The sequence below is a fragment of the Pseudomonas sp. DF11 genome (assembly GCF_058148565.1).
Window position 1 is genome coordinate 768,673 of record NZ_JBYVYN010000001.1, and the last position, 17,817, is coordinate 786,489.

17 protein-coding genes are annotated in these 17,817 nt (G+C 60.9%); 9 read left to right on the forward strand and 8 right to left on the reverse strand.

The window, feature by feature from the left end; translation table 11 throughout:
• Window positions 1-90 precede the first annotated feature (90 nt).
• The 4 genes from AC30D9_RS03255 to AC30D9_RS03270 all read left to right on the forward strand — a co-directional run bounded on the left by AC30D9_RS03255 (window position 91) and on the right by AC30D9_RS03270 (window position 5,977).
• Window positions 91-1,176, forward strand: coding sequence for an acyl carrier protein (locus AC30D9_RS03255; protein WP_490143411.1), 1,086 nt, complete (start codon window positions 91-93; stop codon window positions 1,174-1,176).
• 73 nt (window positions 1,177-1,249) lie between these two features.
• The gene (locus tag AC30D9_RS03260; protein ID WP_490143412.1) at window positions 1,250-4,669 is read left to right on the forward strand and encodes a beta-ketoacyl synthase N-terminal-like domain-containing protein; all 3,420 of its coding nucleotides are present in this window, start codon (window positions 1,250-1,252) and stop codon (window positions 4,667-4,669) included.
• A 7-nt stretch (window positions 4,670-4,676) separates the two neighbouring features.
• Window positions 4,677-5,195: an SRPBCC family protein gene (locus AC30D9_RS03265; RefSeq protein WP_490143413.1), complete on the forward strand. Its 519-nt coding sequence runs from the start codon at window positions 4,677-4,679 to the stop codon at window positions 5,193-5,195.
• 83 nt (window positions 5,196-5,278) lie between these two features.
• Window positions 5,279-5,977 carry an outer membrane protein gene (locus AC30D9_RS03270; protein ID WP_307571965.1) on the forward strand — a complete coding sequence of 233 codons (699 nt, stop codon included), beginning with the start codon at window positions 5,279-5,281 and terminating at the stop codon, window positions 5,975-5,977.
• Window positions 5,978-6,082: 105 nt separating this feature from the next.
• On the opposite strand, the gene AC30D9_RS03275 is transcribed toward AC30D9_RS03270, so the two are convergent.
• Together AC30D9_RS03275 and AC30D9_RS03280 are read right to left on the reverse strand one after the other, a co-directional pair.
• Window positions 6,083-6,748: a LuxR C-terminal-related transcriptional regulator gene (locus AC30D9_RS03275; protein ID WP_134924659.1), complete on the reverse strand. Its 666-nt coding sequence runs from the start codon at window positions 6,746-6,748 to the stop codon at window positions 6,083-6,085.
• Window positions 6,735-7,517, reverse strand: a complete 783-nt coding sequence (locus AC30D9_RS03280; RefSeq protein ID WP_307571964.1) for a hypothetical protein — start codon at window positions 7,515-7,517, stop codon at window positions 6,735-6,737. Before AC30D9_RS03280 ends, AC30D9_RS03275 begins: the two co-directional genes overlap by 14 nt.
• A 241-nt stretch (window positions 7,518-7,758) precedes the next feature.
• On the opposite strand from AC30D9_RS03280, the gene AC30D9_RS03285 reads away from it, so the two are divergent.
• Entirely contained in the window at window positions 7,759-8,184 is a 426-nt protein-coding gene (locus tag AC30D9_RS03285) for a DUF1810 domain-containing protein (protein WP_490143414.1), read from the forward strand.
• Between the two features lie 66 nt (window positions 8,185-8,250).
• Here AC30D9_RS03285 and AC30D9_RS03290 read toward each other — a convergent pair whose 3' ends face one another.
• From AC30D9_RS03290 to AC30D9_RS03305, 4 genes are all read right to left on the reverse strand, one after another.
• Window positions 8,251-8,751 carry a GNAT family N-acetyltransferase gene (locus AC30D9_RS03290; RefSeq protein ID WP_490143726.1) on the reverse strand — a complete coding sequence of 167 codons (501 nt, stop codon included), beginning with the start codon at window positions 8,749-8,751 and terminating at the stop codon, window positions 8,251-8,253.
• 433 nt (window positions 8,752-9,184) lie between these two features.
• The gene (locus AC30D9_RS03295) at window positions 9,185-10,429 is read right to left on the reverse strand and encodes a saccharopine dehydrogenase family protein (protein ID WP_109753142.1); all 1,245 of its coding nucleotides are present in this window, start codon (window positions 10,427-10,429) and stop codon (window positions 9,185-9,187) included.
• 25 nt (window positions 10,430-10,454) lie between these two features.
• Window positions 10,455-11,552 carry a carboxynorspermidine decarboxylase gene (locus tag AC30D9_RS03300; RefSeq protein ID WP_109753143.1) on the reverse strand — a complete coding sequence of 366 codons (1,098 nt, stop codon included), beginning with the start codon at window positions 11,550-11,552 and terminating at the stop codon, window positions 10,455-10,457.
• A gap of 252 nt (window positions 11,553-11,804) precedes the next feature.
• Window positions 11,805-12,740 carry a Ppx/GppA family phosphatase gene (locus AC30D9_RS03305; RefSeq protein WP_307571961.1) on the reverse strand — a complete coding sequence of 312 codons (936 nt, stop codon included), beginning with the start codon at window positions 12,738-12,740 and terminating at the stop codon, window positions 11,805-11,807.
• Between the two features lie 294 nt (window positions 12,741-13,034).
• On the opposite strand from AC30D9_RS03305, the gene AC30D9_RS03310 reads away from it, so the two are divergent.
• From AC30D9_RS03310 to phnE, 4 genes are read left to right on the forward strand one after another with little or no spacing between them, the layout of a single operon-like run.
• Entirely contained in the window at window positions 13,035-13,886 is an 852-nt protein-coding gene (locus tag AC30D9_RS03310; RefSeq protein ID WP_116832652.1) for a putative selenate ABC transporter substrate-binding protein, read from the forward strand.
• Window positions 13,883-14,680: a phosphonate ABC transporter ATP-binding protein gene (locus AC30D9_RS03315; RefSeq protein WP_490143415.1), complete on the forward strand. Its 798-nt coding sequence runs from the start codon at window positions 13,883-13,885 to the stop codon at window positions 14,678-14,680. Before AC30D9_RS03310 ends, AC30D9_RS03315 begins: the two co-directional genes overlap by 4 nt.
• Complete coding sequence (locus AC30D9_RS03320) at window positions 14,674-15,501, forward strand: PhnE/PtxC family ABC transporter permease (protein ID WP_490143416.1); 828 nt, start codon at window positions 14,674-14,676, stop codon at window positions 15,499-15,501. The genes AC30D9_RS03315 and AC30D9_RS03320 overlap by 7 nt, the downstream gene beginning before the upstream one ends.
• The gene (gene phnE, locus AC30D9_RS03325; protein ID WP_490143417.1) at window positions 15,498-16,265 is read left to right on the forward strand and encodes a phosphonate ABC transporter, permease protein PhnE; all 768 of its coding nucleotides are present in this window, start codon (window positions 15,498-15,500) and stop codon (window positions 16,263-16,265) included. Before AC30D9_RS03320 ends, phnE begins: the two co-directional genes overlap by 4 nt.
• Here phnE and AC30D9_RS03330 read toward each other — a convergent pair.
• Together AC30D9_RS03330 and AC30D9_RS03335 are read right to left on the reverse strand one after the other, a co-directional pair.
• Window positions 16,203-16,904: an NADPH-dependent F420 reductase gene (locus tag AC30D9_RS03330; RefSeq protein WP_134924668.1), complete on the reverse strand. Its 702-nt coding sequence runs from the start codon at window positions 16,902-16,904 to the stop codon at window positions 16,203-16,205. The genes phnE and AC30D9_RS03330 overlap by 63 nt on opposite strands.
• 37 nt (window positions 16,905-16,941) lie before the next feature.
• Window positions 16,942-17,700 (reverse strand): SDR family NAD(P)-dependent oxidoreductase, encoded by a 759-nt coding sequence (locus AC30D9_RS03335; protein ID WP_490143418.1) that lies wholly within the window; start codon window positions 17,698-17,700, stop codon window positions 16,942-16,944.
• Between the last annotated feature and the right edge of the window lie 117 nt (window positions 17,701-17,817).

Here is a 17,817-nt window from a genome sequence, read left to right on the forward strand (position 1 = left end):
AATTGATATAAACAAGGCCCTGCCCTGGGCCATGATTTCTTGATCTTTCTTATTTATAGAAATTTCGACCGACTTGGTTAGGAGATTCTCATGCGCTTGCAACTTAACGATGTTGTACAGGAATTCATCGTGTCCAATGGAAGGATAGCCCATAGCTATTTCTCTCTTTCAGAAAAGATCATTGATTCATTGTGCGAATCCAATATCGCCAAGGAATCGATATTACTGCGGCTCCTGGAACAGGCCGAAACTGTCACTGCGCATTATTTCAATGCTCACCAACAAGTCCTTGAAGGCGTTTATGCCAATGGGATCGAAGCCCCGGTCAATAAGAGTATTCCAGCCCTGGAGCCGGTTCACTCGAACCCGACAATACTGGCCCCGGCACCCGTAGTCGAAACCGAAGCCGTCGAACAGGCAGCCGCGCTCAGTTACGGACAGTGGTTGCGCGCCGAAATCAGCTCGGTCACCGGATTCCAGGCGCAACAGATCGACTTCGATCAAAGCTTCGAGAGCCTGGGGATCGACTCGCTGGGGCTGGTGGATATTTTCGAGTCCCTGGCCCAACACTTCCCGGAAAAGAAAGACCTCACTTCACAGCTCTTCGACGCCCCTACCCCGACAGCCTTGCTGGCCCGGCTTGAAGCCGATCCGCAGGCACCTGCGGTGAACGTCCAAGCGTGGGTAATCGACCAACTGGCGACCATCACCGGCTTTACGGCCGAGCAGATCGATCCGACACAAAGCTATGAAAGCCTCGGCCTGGACTCGCTGGTGCAGTTGGACTTCCTGGAAGCGGCAGTTGCCATGTGGCCGCAGCTCAAGGCCCACAGTAGCGAGCTGGCCAACGCCAAGTTCCCGCAGGCCACCATCGCTCTGATTCAAGCAGCCCTGGCCGATCCCCAGCCGCAGGCAGCGCCCTCACCTGCCGCGACGGACACTCAAGGGCAGGAAGAAAACCTGCTGCTCAGCGCCCTGTCGCCGTTGATCCCGGACACGGCGCAGTCGATCGACCTCCAGGCGCCCTTCGCACAACTGGGCCTCAACGGTTTTGCCCGAGAGGCGCTCTGCCAATCCATGGCGCAACAGTGCTCTGCCAGCGAGTTTGCCGGCGAAGCGTTGATGTCCCGTCGCACGCCCCAGGATGCCCTGTCGCTGCTGGCCAGGCTGAGCTAGCAGCGGGCAACAGGAATGGAATCCGGGTGATCGAACAGATCACCCAGCATTTTGGCGATCAGGGAGACAGGGTATGAGTGGCGCAGTAACGACAACGGGCGATTTTTGCTTCAGCGCGATGGCGGGCGAGTTTCCAGGGGCGCCGTCAACGGATGCGCTTTGGCAGTTGCTCTCGCATGGGCAGGTCGCACCGATTGAATCAATGCCGACCCGTTGGGAGTTGGACAAGGCATCGATCTATTCAAGCAAGGCCGGCGAGAAGGATCGCATCTATCTGGACAGCGCTTTTTGCCTGGCCGACGACGTGTCGACCCCATCACGGCACGAAGGACGACAGGTCGCCATCGGCAAGAAAGTACTCCAGGCACTGCTTGACCAACTGGCCGGACAAGGCTCGGAGCTGAACAGGGAGCGTACCGCGCTGGTGATCGCGACGTCCTGGAGTGACGAGAGCTATTTCGTCACCGGAGTGTCCGAAAAAACCGCCACGCCGCCGGGGTTTACACCGGGTGAACAGGTCGCGGAACTGGCTGCGACCTTTGCCTTGGGTGGGCCGGCGTTATCGGTGGACACCGCATGCAGTTCGTTCCCCTACGCCCTGGATATGGCCCAGGCACTGGTCAACAGTGGGCAGGCGGACAACGCGATTGTCATGGCCCTCAACACCGTGCTGCCGCCAGCGCTGTTCCTGGGTTTCTCGCAGTTGACGGCCTTCTCCGCCCGGGCCCGGATGGAAGCGTTCGGCCAGGACGCCGACGGCATCGTGCCGGGCGAATGTGCAGTCGCCTTTCTGGTCGAGCCGCTCGCCCAGGCCCTGACGGCGCAGCGCCGTCCCCTGGGCGTCCTGCGCGCCTTGGGCATGTCCGCCGACGGTGCCGAAGGCTCGGTGTTCGCGCCCGGCAAACAGGCCCAGTACTCGGCCTACCAACGTGCCTATCGTGAACTTGATCCACGTGACGTGGACTACATCGAGACCCACGGCACCGGTACTCCGCTGGGGGACGCAACGGAGCTGGCCTCGCTGAACAGCTTCTTCGCCCCCCATCGCCCGGACGGCAAGAAAATCACCATCGGCTCGATCAAGTCGGTCATCGGCCATCCCCTGGCCGCTGCCGGAGGTGCTTCCCTCGCCAAGGCATTGATGATCCTGCGCCATAAAGGCATTCCGCCTCAGCCCGGCTACCGCCCCAGCACCAAGGTCGACGAGACCTGCCTGCGGCTCGCCACCCAGCAGGTGCAACCCCTGGAGGAGCGTCAGTCCGCCATCCGGATCGGCATCTCCAGTTTTGGTTTCGGCGGCGCCAACGCGCACCTGGTGGTGGATGAATACATTCCCGATGACCAGCCTGTCGCGCCCCAGCCGGCCTCGGCCAGCGCCTGCGGCGTGGTGACGCTGGACCTTGCCATTGTCGAGGCTGAAGCAGCGCTGGGCAGCCACCGCTCCTTGCAGTCATTCCAGCAGCAACTTGATCAACCGGCCGCCCCCGCGGTCATGTTCCCTTATGGGCGCTTCGTCGATTACACCCCGGCTCCCGGCCAGCCTTTGCTGGGGCAATTCCTCGCACAAGACCACGTCATCGATATCGACGGCTTTGGCATGGGCCCCAAGCCATTGGCTCATGTCGATCCGTTCAAGCTATTGATCACCGACCGCGTCAATCATTTGCTGCGCCGCTTGCCGGGGGTGGCCGGTTCGCCCGGCACAGCGATGGTCATGTGCTGCAACATGGGTGGCGAGCGCTTCAGCAATGCCTATAGCAGCGCCCATAACTTTTACTCCCAGGCACAAGGTGCGGCACCGGGCGTCGAAGTGACGGACGTGGCAACCATGCTGCCGAACATGTTGTCCGGCTATCCGGCGCAGATTTTCGACTTCAAGGGTTTCCATCAGACCCTGGTCGGCACGACGGGCCTGTTCTGGCAAACCTTGCTGGCCTCGCCGCAATGGTTCAACGACGGCATCACCACGCTCCTTCTCGGCGCAGGACGCTTTGTCAGCGCTGAAGTAGAAGTAGAGCGTGCCCGGTGCAGCACGACTACCCAGGGTGAAGGTCTGGGGCTGGTCGCACTGCGTCGTTATCAACCGGATGCCGCCGACAAACCCTTGCTGGTGATCCACGCCGCGGTCCTCGCCCATGCCGCCGACTCGTTGGAAGAGGCGTGCCAACGGCTGGGCAAGGAGCCGAGCGACTATTCGAACGTTGAGGTCTGCGAGTTGCAGCCTGTTGCGGCGCCCGCCAGCGGATCACTGCGGGAGTTGACCGGTTTCCTGGCTGAGGCCAGTGGCATCGAGACTCTGTTGGCGGTGATGTTGAGGGGTGCGCGCCATACCGTGATCGAGGTGCGCGACGCCGGCAAGACGGTGATGTGGCTGTTTACCGAGAAGCTTCGCCAATGGAGCCCGACAGCGGTCGAAGCCAGTTCGCCTATCAAGCATCCTTTCATGTTGCGCTTTGCCCATTCGTCATCCCACGAACTGCAGCAAGTCATCACGCCTGTCAGCCTGGTTCGCGAACCGCAGAACGATGGCGTCGACGTGCAGCAACTGAGCGACATGCTCACCAGCACCCTGCTCTCCGGGCTGCGGGTACGAGTACGCGCGATGGAAAGCCTGTTCGCCCTGCACCGGGGCGACGCAACCCAGCGCCCGGCGCACTGGCAGCGCAGCGCGGAACATATCGTGATCGCCAACGCACAGCGCAACCCTCAGTCGCTGCATGCCCAGCTCCTGGTGAATGAAGCGCACCCGTACTTCTTCGATCATCCCCTGGACCACATCCCGGGCATTTTGTTGCTCGAGGGCGTACTGCAACTGATCGAACTGGCCATGCCTCCCCTGAGCGGACGGGTCGCCTACATCAAGAGCCTGACGATCAAGTTCCAGCAATACGTACAAAAGCAGGGCGTGATCGATCTGCACGTCGAGCAAGGCCAGGATCCCCAAGTGTTCAATGCCAAGGTCATGCAAGACGGGAAAGTGATGTGCACCTGCGTCCTCGGGATGGCCTACAGCTCGGCGTTCGAAACATCGCCAGCCGGCGAGTTCACCGCCACGCCCTGCCGCGACAAGGCCCTGCTGCACAAGGCCAGGGAGGAGAACGTCATCGTCAGTGACATGAGCGGCGTCGCCCAGGGCCTGAGCGTGGACACTGTGAAACTGCCGCCAAGACACTTCTTCCAGGCAGGTGATCCCGAGCACTTTTCGATGGTGTATTTCCTCGAAGTGGCTCGCCAGTGCTACATGCAGATCGCCCACAGCCATCTGCGCATTCCACTCAATACCCCAATGAATCTGCTGGCCTTGTGCTTCACCCTGGATCGTCCCATCCCCAGGAACAGCCCGCTGTCATTGGCGCCGCAAGCCGGTTTTGATGCGTCGCTCCAGGCATTCAAGACCAACCGCATCTATATCGACCTGTTCAACCGGGGCGAAAAAATCGGTCAAGCCAACATTACCGCCCAGGTGCTGAGTCAATCGGCGCCGGCCGCCTGAACATTGAATGGATCTGTCCCATGACCGTGCCCCCTACAACCAAGGTATCGCCGTGAACGACGTCAAAGTGCAAGTCATAGTCAAATCGCCCCCTTCTGAAATCTGGAAGATCTGGAGCAATTTTTCAGAAGCGCCGTTATGGGATACCGACGTTCGCCAGTGTCGACTCGACGGTCCGTTCCAGGCGGGAACGCACGGCCAGTGCGTCCTCAAGAACGGCTTGAACATGCCACTGAAACTGGAAGCCGTGAGCCTGCACGAAAGCTATCGCAACAGCGCACGACTGCTTTGGATCGACCTTGAATTCGATCATCAGATGCGCAGGCTTTCTGTCGATGAAACCCATGTCATCCATAGCGCGAAGATTTCCGGCCCGTTGAGTTTCCTGTATCGCGGGTTACTGCGCAAAGCGTTGACTGCGGCGATGACCACCGCACTGGACAACCTGTGCACGCTGGCCGAACAACGGGCCCTCGGCACCTCGCGGCACGAGAAAACCGCGACGACGCCTTTGCATCTCGTATGAACCCTTCCGGATGGCTGCGTGCTGAACGCGTCCTCCCGACTCGCTTTGCTTACTTATCGATAACAGTACATTTCGGATCTAGCATGAACCTACAGAAAAAAACTCAGTATCTCGTCATGGGCATCGTTGGCCTGGGTGTCATCGCCCCAGCATCGAGTTTCGCCGACACACTCGGCCCCTATGTCAGTGCCATGGGCGGGGTGAACTGGGTCGCTGACCAGGACCTGACCCAGAACGACAGCGATTTCGTCGAGATGGAGTTCAATCAACCGCTGCACTCTGGCTTCGCCACCGGCCTGGCACTGGGCTGGCGGTTCCCGGTCGGGCTACGGCCCGAGGTGGAACTGAGCTATCGCCGCAACACCCTGAAGCAGTTCAATAACCGGATCTATGAGGGCGGAAGCAGCATCGATGGCAAAGGCGAAGAGCAAGCCAGCAGCCTCATGGCCAACCTCTGGTATGACATCCCGAACCTGCCTGCTCCCTTGAGTCGCTTCACGCCTTACGTTGGTGGTGGCCTGGGCTACGCGGTGCTGACCATCAAGGGCCTGGAGGCTGGCGGCGTCGAGTTCGGCGGCACCCATCGCGACACTGTCTCGGCCTGGCAACTGGGCACCGGCGTCGGTTATGAGCTCAACGAGCATTGGTCCATGTCCCTGGATTATCGCTACTTCAAGACTCGCGAAGCGAACTTCGGCAAAATCCAGGGCCTGCCCCAGGTCGATGTAGAAACGCAGTACAACACCCAGTCCTTGATGCTCGGCCTGCGGTACTGGCTGTAAGCACTGGACGGATCGGCGCCTTGGGTGCCGATTCGCCCTTCATGACAGATTGCCGCTGTGCACACTTGGTATGCGCGCGCCTGTTCCAAGGCTTGTGGGTTTCCATCAGCGCAAGGTAGCAGGCGTCTGACGCCCGGCAAAACGTGCAGCGGCCACCGCTCTGTTGGGGACATTCAGCGCGCGGATCAACGAAGAGACATGAATGCGCACGGTAAAGGGAGAGATCTCGAGCGCCGCGGCGATCTCCTTGTTGGTCTTGCCCTCGGCAATCAACTTCCAGACCTCCCGCTGCCGGGAGGTGAGCTTGCTCATGTCATCGTTGGGGCCGAGCGGCAGCGGGTCCGAAGGCTCGTACTTGACCAGTACTTCGCCCCGGCGAATATCGTCGATGGCCTTGCCGACCTGCTCGGGAGAAAGGCTCTTGCCGACAAACCCGTCTACACCCGTCGCCATGACACGACCAATGAGATCGCCGTCATCCAGGGTCGAAACCACGATCATCGAGGTGTGCTTGAGCTCCTGGCGCAACTGCGCGAGCTCGCTGACGGAGCCCAGGCCGGGAAGACGTATTTCAAGAATCAGTGTATCGAGCGGTTGTCCATTGGTTGCGAGCGTCCGTACTTCCTCCAGATTTCCCGCCTGTTCGATCATGGCGTCAGGTATCAGGCGGCCCAGCAGCACCATCATCCCTTCCCGGAACAGCGGGTGTTCGTCGGCCACGATAATCCGGCAAATCTTCCGGCCCGAGACGCGTCTCTCATCGCGTCCCATACTGCATCTTGACGACTTCAGTGATTCTCTGTGCAACGCCATGGGCAGGAGGCGTGACGGATCGGATCGACTGACCACGATAAGGTCCGTCCGCGGGAAACCAATTCTGCACAACGACCACGTTTTTGGGCTGATTGGCGGAATCCGAGCCGGTAGAGATTTCATTGGTGAACTTGCAGGTATCGAACGTCCCGAGGGCCGTCTTGATCGTTTCACGGCCGTTGTAAGTCAACTTCTCAACGACATCGAACTCGACGGTTGCGCCGGCACTCACCGCCTTGTTTTTGTAGCTGACGGTGACGGTCTGCCCGGGTTGCAGATCAATCGGTGTGGAAGCGGGAGGCAGGTAGGTGGTGGTCACCAGCGATGCACCGGCGCCATGACGATCACCGTAGCGAACCAACCGGCCATCCTTGATCTCGGCGAAGGTTGTCGTCACAAAGAACGGCGCGTTATTGAGGAACGAGGTGTGCGCCGAAGCCACCGGATTCGCGCCGGCAAATGCCTCACGCCCTAGCGTTTCGGTTTTACCGCGACTGGTGGCTGGCGACAGGTTGTCACGGCTTTCATACTCCACCACCGTCCCGGCCTGGAAATCCGCTTCGTTGGTGCAAGCCGCAGAGGATGTCTCGCTGGCCGTGGATGCCGATGCACCGGCGATAGAAGAACCCCAGGCACTGGCGGCAAGGGCCGAGGCGGCGAAGACCTTTGCGAGGCGTTTGCGATAAGCCAGGCAGATGTTGGACTTTCTGGCAGGTGTGCTTTTCAAAAAACAGGTCCTTGTTCAAATATGCTCGTTGCAACCGGTCGAAAACCCGATAGCGCTCATAGGTTAGGGTCGAGCACCGAGCGGCGCTATAGCGCAAGTGTGCTATAGGCCTTGCCTTTGTATTGAAGGGGGGGATGATCAAGGCTGCCGATACGCGCCCGACTACAACGTCATGAAGCCACTATTTTGCTCGAACCTGGCGCGCTCATTCTTCAATCTTGAAACCGTACAAGAGGCTCGCATGACCGAATCACTGGAGCGTTTTGTCCAGGCGCAAGCGTCAACCTATGATCGCGCCTTGCTTGAGCTACGACGTGGCAGCAAGGAAGGCCACTGGATGTGGTTCATCTTTCCCCAATTACGCGGCCTGGGTGTCAGCGAGAACGCTACCTACTATGGCCTGCGCGGTATGGAGGAGGCACGCGAGTATTTGCATCACCCGCTTCTGGGACCGCGACTTGAGCGCGCGACCCTTGTCGTACTGGACTCGGAAGTCGCTCTAGAGCAACTCCTGGGAACACTCGATGCCATGAAGTTCGCATCCTGCATGACGCTTTTTGCGGCGGCCGCGGGCGAGCATTCCGTGTATGCCCAGGCGTTGGATGGTGGGGTGCGTGTCGACTCGAGGACACTGGAGTTACTTAAGGAGCCAGAGGGAAAAAACTAATTACGAAACATGGACGTCGGTGGTACAGGTGGCCAACTCAATGGCTGTCCTGCGTGAATCGAATAGCTAGATCGACAGCGCAAAGCGGCGTCCGCCCTCGACTTCCTCGCTACCCGACAGCACTTCAGGCAAAAAACCGCACCGCTCAAGGACCTTCCTTGAACCGACGTTGTTCTCATAGACATAGGCCACCAGCCCCGTAAGCCCCCAATGTATCCGCGCCGCCTCGATCAGATGTTTCAGGGCCAGCGTTGCCAGCCCTTGCCCACAAACGCGTTGATCAATGCGATAGCCCACCTCGGCGCAACCGTGTGGTGCATGGATGCCTTTCAAATTCGCCCGCCCCACTATTCTCCCGCCGGCATCTTCGATCACAAACGGGTGCCAGGCGCCCGCGGCAAAATCGGCCAGATAGCTTTCAATGTGATCGGTGACACCCGCCCATGAATAAAAGGCAGGGTCCCGTGCGTCGATCTGCGACTCGAACCATTCACGGTTATGGATTTCGAAGGCCAGCAGCGCCTGCGCATCGGTGATTTCCAGCTCGCGAATCCTGAAGGGTTGCACTGATTGTTTCTCCTGGGCCGTGAAGCGCAATCGTAAGGTCGAGTGATCGTTCATGGCGAGGATTTTTGCTTGAGCGATCCTGTGTCGGGGGATGGAACACCGAGGGGCTTTTGTGGCGAGGGGATTTATCCCCGCTGGGCTGCGTAGCGGCCCCAAAAAGCTGAATGCGGTCTACCTGAAACACCACAGGGCCTGACTTCAGGGCCGCTGCGCGCCACAGCGGGGATAAATCCCCTCGCCACAGGTTATCTGTTTGATGGGCCATAAACGAAAAATGCTCCGTACCTTTCGATACGGAGCATTTCTTCAAGGCTTCCCGCGGATTGCCAGGGATTCACGCGACGGTGAGTCTCCTGGTTCAATCGCCTGCAGGATCCGGAGCGATTCTGCAGTTCCTATCGGGGAAGCCAGGGCGGAACCTGCCTGGAATCCTTCAGGCGTTCTGGTTCCAGGGACGGTCTCCATGCTCGTCCTTGATGCGCGTCGGCAAGCCCATCACATCCAGCGCTTCGAGGAACGCCTCGGCAGGCAGCTCCTCGACGTTGACCATGCGCTGCACGTCCCACTCGCCACGGGCCACCAGCAAGGCTGCGGCCACGGGTGGCACGCCTGCGGTATAGGAAATGCCCTGGCTGTCGGTTTCGGCGTAGGCCTCCTCGTGGTCGGCCACGTTGTAGATGAACATTTCGCGCGGCTGGCCATTCTTGGTGCCCTTGACCAGGTCGCCGATGCAGGTCTTGCCGGTGTAGCCCGGCGCCAGCGAACTCGGATCAGGCAGCACGGCCTTGACCACTTTCAGCGGCACGACTTCCAGGCCTTCGGCGGTCTTGACCGGTTGCTCGGAGAGCAGGCCGAGGTTCTTGAGTACGGTGAACACATTGATGTAGTGCTCGCCGAAGCTCATCCAGAAACGCACGTTGGGCACATCGAGATTCTTCGACAGCGAGTGCACTTCGTCGTGACCGGTCAGGTACAGGTTCTGCGAGCCGACGACCGGCAGGTCATCGGTGCGCTTGACTTCGAACATGGTGTTGCTGGTCCACTGGCTGTCCTGCCAGCTCCACACCTGTCCGGTGAATTCGCGGAAATTGATTTCCGGGTCGAAATTGGTGGCGAAATATTTGCCATGGGAGCCGGCATTGACGTCGAGAATATCGATCGAATCAATGCGGTCGAAATGCTGTTGCTGCGCCAGTGCCGCATAGGCATTGACTACACCCGGGTCGAAGCCCACGCCGAGAATGGCGGTGATGTTCTTTTCCTGGCACTCCTGGAGGTGGTTCCACTCGTAGTTGCCGTACCAGGGCGGCGTCTCGCAGACCTTGCCCGGTTCTTCGTGGATGGCGGTGTCCAGGTAGGCCACGCCGGTATCGATGCAGGCACGCAGCACCGACATGTTGAGAAAGGCAGAGCCGACGTTGATGACGATCTGCGACTCGGTTTCGCGAATCAGCGCCTTGGTCGCTTCGACATCCAGAGCGTTCAGTGCAAAGGCCTTGATGTCGGCGGGTTGCTTGAGGCTACCCTTGGCCTTGACGCTGTCGATGATGGCCTGGCATTTGGAGATGTTGCGCGACGCGATAGCAATACGACCGAGTTCGTCGTTGTGCTGCGCGCACTTGTGGGCCACCACCTTGGCGACACCTCCTGCACCAATGATAAGTACGTTCTTCTTCAATTTCTTTATTTCTCCTTCCGCCAGCTCAAGAGAGGCTGGACAAGTAGTCGTCGTAAACAAACTCGCGAACCACCTCGACGCTGCCGTCGAGTTGCTTCACAACGATGGACGGCATTTTCAGGCCGTTGAACCAGTTTTTCTTGACCATGGTGTAGCCCGCCGCGTCGATGAACGACAGCCGATCGCCGATGGACAGCGGACGATCGAATTGGTACTCGCCGAAAATGTCTCCGGCCAGGCAGGATTTGCCGCACACCATATAGGTGTGTTCGCCCTCGCTCGGCGCCAGCTTGGCGTTCAGGCGGTAGATCAGCAGATCGAGCATGTGCGCCTCGATGGAGCTGTCCACCACGGCCAGGTGCTTGCCGTTATAGAGCGTGTCGAGCACGGTGACTTCCAGCGACGCGCTCTGGGTGATCGCGGCCTCGCCCGGCTCCAGGTAGACCTGCACGCCATACTTCTGCGAGAAGGCCTTGAGCCGTGCACAGAAGGCATCCAGGGCATAGCCCTCACCGGTGAAATGGATGCCGCCACCGAGGCTGACCCACTCGACCTTATGCAGCAAGTGACCAAAGCGCTCTTCGATAGTGCCCAGCATCTGGTCGAACAAACCGAAATCGCCGTTCTCGCAGTTGTTGTGGAACATGAAGCCGGAAATATGCTCGATGACTTGCTCGACTTTCACCGGATCCCATTCGCCCAGGCGGCTGAACGGTCGCGCCGGGTCGGCCAGCAGGTAATCGGAGCTGCTCACTTGCGGGTTGACCCGCAGGCCACGGACCTTGCCGGCCGATGCCTCGGTGTAGCGCTGCAATTGGCCGATGGAGTTGAAGATGATCTTGTCGCAGTTGGCGAGCATCTCCTCGATCTCGTCGTCGGCCCAGGCCACGCTGTAGGCATGGGTCTCGCCAGCGAACTTCTGCCGGCCGAGCTTGAGTTCGTAAAGCGACGACGACGTGGTGCCGTCCATATACTGCTGCATCAGGTCGAACACCGACCAGGTGGCGAAGCACTTGAGCGCCAACAAGGCCTTGGCCCCGGACTGCTCACGCACATAGGCGATCTTCTGCATGTTCGCCAGCAGCTTTTGTTTGTCGATGAGGTAGTACGGCGTTTTGATCATTTTCGAGGCCTCCGGGCAAGGCGAGCCAAAAAAGGATGCGCATTGTGCCTTCACTGACTGCATATCGAAAGAGCGAAAAGTCCCGTTCATGCAATCACCCTGATCCAGGCCGACGCTTGCGATAAGCGGACGTAGCTGCTGCCCAGGCGATGAAATGCTGGAGGTTGCGGCAAACAAGGGACAGCCGAAGAGGCGCTGATGCCCGAAATTGAGCCGTCGCTGATAAACGGTAATGGCAGCGACCGTCCGCGATCAGTGCTGATGCATCAGGCCATGAAGAACGCCGAACCTCAGGCCCGGTTCGGAAGCGATCATGTTCGAGATACCGAAAGTCTTGAAGGCCGCCAGCATGATCGCCAGGCCACCGGGCAAGATGCCCAGGCGATGGCTCTGCAAGCCGGCCAACCTGAGCCGGTTGAGATGACCGGCTTCCAGCAGCCGCAATGACAGACGCAACAACCCACTGTAGGTGATGCCGCCTTGCCCAAAGTCGTTGAGACCATTGGCCTTGAGCACCTTGGCCAACATCCGCGCAGTACCGGAAGAGCCAATCGCCTGCTGCCAGCCCTGCGCGCGATAACCAGCCGCCACTTTTTCAAACTGCTGGGCGGCCACTCGCTCAGCCTCCAACAAGGCTTGAGCGGTAATGCAGCCACCCGGAAAGTAACGTGCGCCAAAGGTGCCGCTGCCGATGGCGATGCTTTCGGTCGACAACGGTTGAGCGCCCTGCCCCAGAATCAGTTCGGTCGAGCCACCGCCGATGTCCACCACCAGTCGCGTACGCTCGACACCGGGCACCGTATGGGCAACACCGGCATACACCAGCCGGGCTTCTTCATGACCGGACAGCACATCGATCCGAAACCCCAGGTGCCGCTCGGCACTGGCCAGGAACAACTGGGCATTGGCCGCTTCGCGCACGGCACTGGTCGCCACTGCCCGCACCCTTGTGGCTTCAAAGCCACGCAGTTTTTTGCCAAATCGGGCGAGGGCCTGCCAACCCCGATCCAGCGCCAGCTCGTCCAGAGCCCCGGCTTGCAGGCCCTCAGCCAAGCGGACCGGCTCGCGCAGGGTTTTCACCTCCTGGATCACCAGGCGTCGATTGCGCTTGACCGACTGACCAATCATCAGGCGAAACGCATTGGAGCCCAGGTCAATGGCCGCGAACAGAGGGGCGTCGCCTTTCATAGCGGTGTTCCTTGATTCATCAGCCAGCAGGCACACGCGCTGCCGGACATCCCACGATGGTTTGCGAGGATCCTGCCACGGTGTCGATGACATCTGGATGACACACCGTGCACTTTGCCATGCAAGCAGACGCGTGGCGGCGCGGGCAAGCTCGCGCCCACAAGGGGTTTGGGTGAGTTCAAGGCCGGAAACGGTTAATATCCCTCTCCTTCGTCTACCCTCACAGAACGGCGTACCGCTTCCCCGTGGGCGTGATGCGTCAACATTCCTGCCTTCATGTACCGGAGATCTTCCATGCTCAAGCGTTCCCTGGCATTGGCCGTCGGCGTTGCCCTGTCTGTTTGCAGCCTGCTGACCCAGGCCGCCGATACCCTGAAAGTCAGTGCGATTCCCGATGAGGCCCCGACCGAGTTGCTGCGCAAGTTCAAGCCGCTGGGTGCCTATCTGGAACAGCAAACCGGCATGAAAGTCGAGTTCGTCCCCGTCAGCGACTATCCGGCCGTGGTCGAGGCGCTGGCCACTGACCGGATCGACATGGCTTGGCTGGGTGGCTTCACCTTCGTGCAGGCACGCCTGAAAACCGGCAACGCCATCCCGCTGGTACAGCGCGAACAGGATGCTCAGTTCACCAGTAAATTCATCACCGCCGACCCGGCCGTCAAATCCCTCGCCGACCTCAAGGGCAAGACCTTTGCCTTCGGCTCGGTGTCGTCGACATCCGGCAGTCTCATGCCGCGCTATTTCATGCTCAAGGACGGCATCAAGCCGGAAAGCTATTTCAGCCGCGTGGGCTACTCGGGCGCCCACGACGCCACCGTCGCCTGGGTCCAGGCCGGCAAGGTGGACGCCGGGGTGCTGAACGCCAGCGTCTGGGAAAAACTGGTGGCTGCCGGCAAGGTCGACACGACCAAGGTCAAGGTCTTCGCCACCACCCCCGCCTATTTCGACTACAACTGGACGGTGCGCGGAACCCTCGACCCAGCGTTGGCGGCGAAGATAAAGGCGGCATTCCTGGCACTCGATCCGGCCAATCCGAAGGACAAGGAAATCCTCGACCTGCAGGCCGCCAGTCGCTTCATCGAAACCAAGCCTGAGAACTACAAGGGCATCGAGGAAGCCGCACGCGCCGCCGAACTGCTCAAATGACCCTGCAACTGACCCAGGTCAGCGTCACCCATGCCAACGGTGTCCAGGCACTGCGGGGCATAGACCTGCACATCGGCGCGGGCGAACAGGTCGCGGTCATCGGCCCGTCCGGCGCAGGCAAGTCGAGCCTGCTCAACCTGCTCGCCACCGCCCTGCGCCCGGGGAGCGGCGAGCTGCAACTGCTCGGCGAACGTGCCTGGCAATTGTCTGCCCGCCAGCGTCAGCGCCTGCGCGCGCGTATCGGCCTGATCCACCAAGCGCCGCCCCTGCCGCCACGCCAACGCGTGGTCACCGCAGTCCTGGCCGGAAAACTCGGTCAGTGGGGCATCGGCAAAAGCCTGTTGAACCTGCTGCATCCGCTGGATATTCCAGGCGCCAGGGCGGCGCTGGCCCGGCTGGACCTGGGTGACAAGTTGTTCGCGCAATGCCAGCAGCTGTCCGGCGGACAGTTGCAACGCGTTGGCATTGCCCGGGTGTTGTATCAGGCGCCGGAGGTGTTGCTGGCCGACGAACCGGTCTCGGCCATGGACCCGGTTTTGGCCGAGCACACGCTTTCGGTGCTCTGTCGCCACGCCCGGGAGCACAACGTTACGCTGGTTGCCAGCCTGCATGCGGTGGAACTGGCCTTGGCGCACTTTTCTCGGGTCATTGGCCTGCGTGATGGGCAGATCCTGTTCGACCTGCCCACCGAGGCGGTCGACCGTCCGTTGCTCGACACGCTCTACGCCAACGAACAGTTGCAGTCTTCGCCAACGCCCCTCTCGCCCTTGAGCGTGCAGATCCCCCGATGCTGATGCGCGATACCCGAGACCCCGCCAGCCGCCCTCGCCTGCTGCTCAGCCTGCTGGCCCTTGTCCTGCTCTGGCCCGGCATCCAGTTCAGCGAACTGGACCTCCGGGTGCTGGTGACCCGTGACAGCCAGAGCGAAATGGGCCGGTTTGTAGCGGCCTTCTGGCCTCCCGCCCATGGCGACGAATTCATCGAACTGCTGTGGCAGGCCACCTTGCAGACGCTGGCAATCGCCACGGCGGGCATGGCCCTGGCGCTGCTGTTGGCGGTGCCTGCAAGCCTGCTGGCCAGCCGCGCCCTGTCACTGTCGGCGGCCTCCCGTGCCGGGCATCCGGGTTATTGGGGGCAACTGCTGCGTTGGCCAGTACGCGGCCTGGTGATCTTCCTGCGCAGCGTCCCGGAAATCGTCTGGGCCTTGCTCTTCGTACGCGCCGTCGGCCTCGGCCCCACCGCCGGCGTACTGGCTATCGCCATCACCTACAGCGGCATGCTGGGCAAGGTCTACGCGGAAATCTACGAGTCGGTCGACCAGCGCCCGGCCCACGCACTCTTGCAGTCCGGCAGCAGCCGGCTCGCGGCCTTCTGCTACGGGATCCTGCCCAATGTCGCGGCGGAACTGCTGTCCTATACGGTGTACCGCTGGGAATGCGCCATCCGCGCCTCGGTGGTGATGGGGTTCGTCGGTGCCGGAGGCCTGGGCCAGCAAATGGATTTGTCGTTGCGAATGTTCGCCGGCGGTGAAGTGGCCAGCCTGCTGCTGACGTTCCTGATGCTGGTGCTGCTCGCCGATCAACTCAGCCGCCTGCTGCGCTGGAGGCTGGCATGAAGCGCCTGCTCAACGCGGTCATGGTCCTGTGCATCGGCGCTGCGGTCGTCGCCTCGTTCGTCTACCTGGGCATCGACCTGGGCGAGCTTGGCGACAGCGGTAACCTGCATCGGATGGGGGCTTACGCGCAGCGTTTTCTCAGTCCGGACCTGAGCCCGGGTCATCTGAAGGCGATCGCTCACGGCGCCCTGGAAACCCTTGCCATGTCAGCCCTTGGCACCCTGCTCGCGGCGGTGTTTGGCCTACTTTTGGCCCTGCCTGCGGCCGGTCGCTTCGGCTGGCCCCCGCAGAGCGCTTCGCGCCTGCTGCTCAATGCCTTGCGCGCCGTTCCAGAACTGGTGTGGGCCGCACTGATGGTCCTGGCCGCCGGGCTCGGCCCCAATGCCGGCACCCTGGCCTTGGCCCTGCACACCACCGGCGTGCTCGGCCGGCTGTTCGCCGAGGCATTGGAAAATACCCCTTCCGAACCGGCCGACGCGATCCGCCTGCAAGGCGGCAATGCCGTGTTGGCGTTCTGCTACGGCACGTTGCCCAACCTTCTGCCCCAACTGCTGGCCTATGTTCTGTACCGCTGGGAAAACAACATTCGCATGGCCAGCGTGCTCGGCTTCGTCGGCGCCGGCGGCTTGGGGCAAATGCTCTACGTCAGCCTCAGCCTGTTCCAGGAAGCCCAAGGCAGTACGGTGATCCTGGCGATGTTGCTACTGGTGTTCGCGGTCGATACGTTGAGTAGCTGGAGTCGCCAACGTTGGGTCAAGGCTTGATGGGTGTCGCGCAGCGGCCAGGTTGGCCATAAGCTCGAGCCGGGTCTGGCGCTCTTGCTTCCAGGCGGGTTGGCCGGGAGCGTTGCGCCAGGATTGACTAAGCGGGCTGCTGTCGACAGTGTCGAAACCGAATTGGTCGTACAGTCGCGTCACGAGTGCCACCGCCTCAGGAAAATCACTCGAAACCGCCAGGGCCAGGCGCTCGGCGGTGCCCGCGGGCTGGCCCCAGGTGATGATCCGGGGCGCCTGGATATGAGTGAAGGCCTTGACCACCTTGGAAGTGGGGAGTTGCTCCTGACGGAGTTCGTGGACGGTCTTTTCGCCGGAATCGATGAGCGGGATATGCCCATCCCGCCATATCATGTAGTTGTTCGTATCGAGCACGACCTTCCCCGCAAGCGCTTCCACTGGCATGTCATTGACGACCTTGAGTGGAACCGCCACGACGACGAAATCGCCCGCCATCGCAGCGCCCGCAGCAGTGGCTGCGCGCGCTGACGGACCCAGCGTCTCAATCAGGCTCTCCAGGGTCTCGGGGCCGCGCGAATTGGCAATCACGACCTGATAGCCGTTCGCGATGGCCGCGCGTGCGATGTGACTACCCACCTCGCCTGCGCCGATGATGCCGATGGTCGTCATGGGAGTTTGCACCTCTGGTTCCGATTGAACGTTGGGGTCAGATGCTCAGGCCGCCGGCTACATCGATCGCGCTGCCGGTGATATAGCCACCGCTTGGCCCCGCCAGGAAACAGACCGTAGCCGCCACCTCCTCGAGTGTTGCAATCCGGCGAATCGGATGCAGGTCCAGCAGCGCGTCGGGCACACTGTCGCCCAATACCTCTGCCGACATGTCGGTTGGCATGATGCCGGGCTGGACGACGTTGACCGTGATATTGCGAGCACCCAGGTCCCGGGCGACGCCCTTGGCATAACCGACGATAGCCGCCTTGGTTCCCGCATAGTCGGCGGCGCCGGCAAACGGGACATGCCCGCCCAGGAGTGAGCCGATGAAGATGATCCGACCGCCATCCGACAGCACCGGGGCGGCCGCGCGCGTGGTCGCCACGGCGCCCATCACGTTGGTCTGCCACTGGCGATCGAGGTTGACGGTATCGAGATCGGGGGCGTCCACCGTCTTGCCCTGAACCGCGATCGCCGCATTGTTCACCAGGATGTCGAGTTGGCCGAAATGCGCTATCACCTTGTCGATCAACGGTCGGGCCGCCGCCATGTCCGCCTGGTCGCTCTGGACTGCCAGCGCACGAACGTCCTTCGCCTTGAGTTGCTGGACCACCGCCTCGGCCTTCTCGACCGATGCGACGTAGCTGATTGCAACATCCGCTCCCAGGTCGGCGAGTGCCTGCGCCAGGGTGGCACCGAGGCCACGTGATCCACCTGTTACGAGTGCAACCTTGCCTGCCAGTAATTTCTGCACGGTAAAAACCTCTTCATGAATGTTTGAATGCCCCTCGTGGAGGCTACCGATAAACCATAACGACCGTTAACGTAACGGACAGTATGAATTTGCGAAGCAATCGTCAAGGGGTTTAAT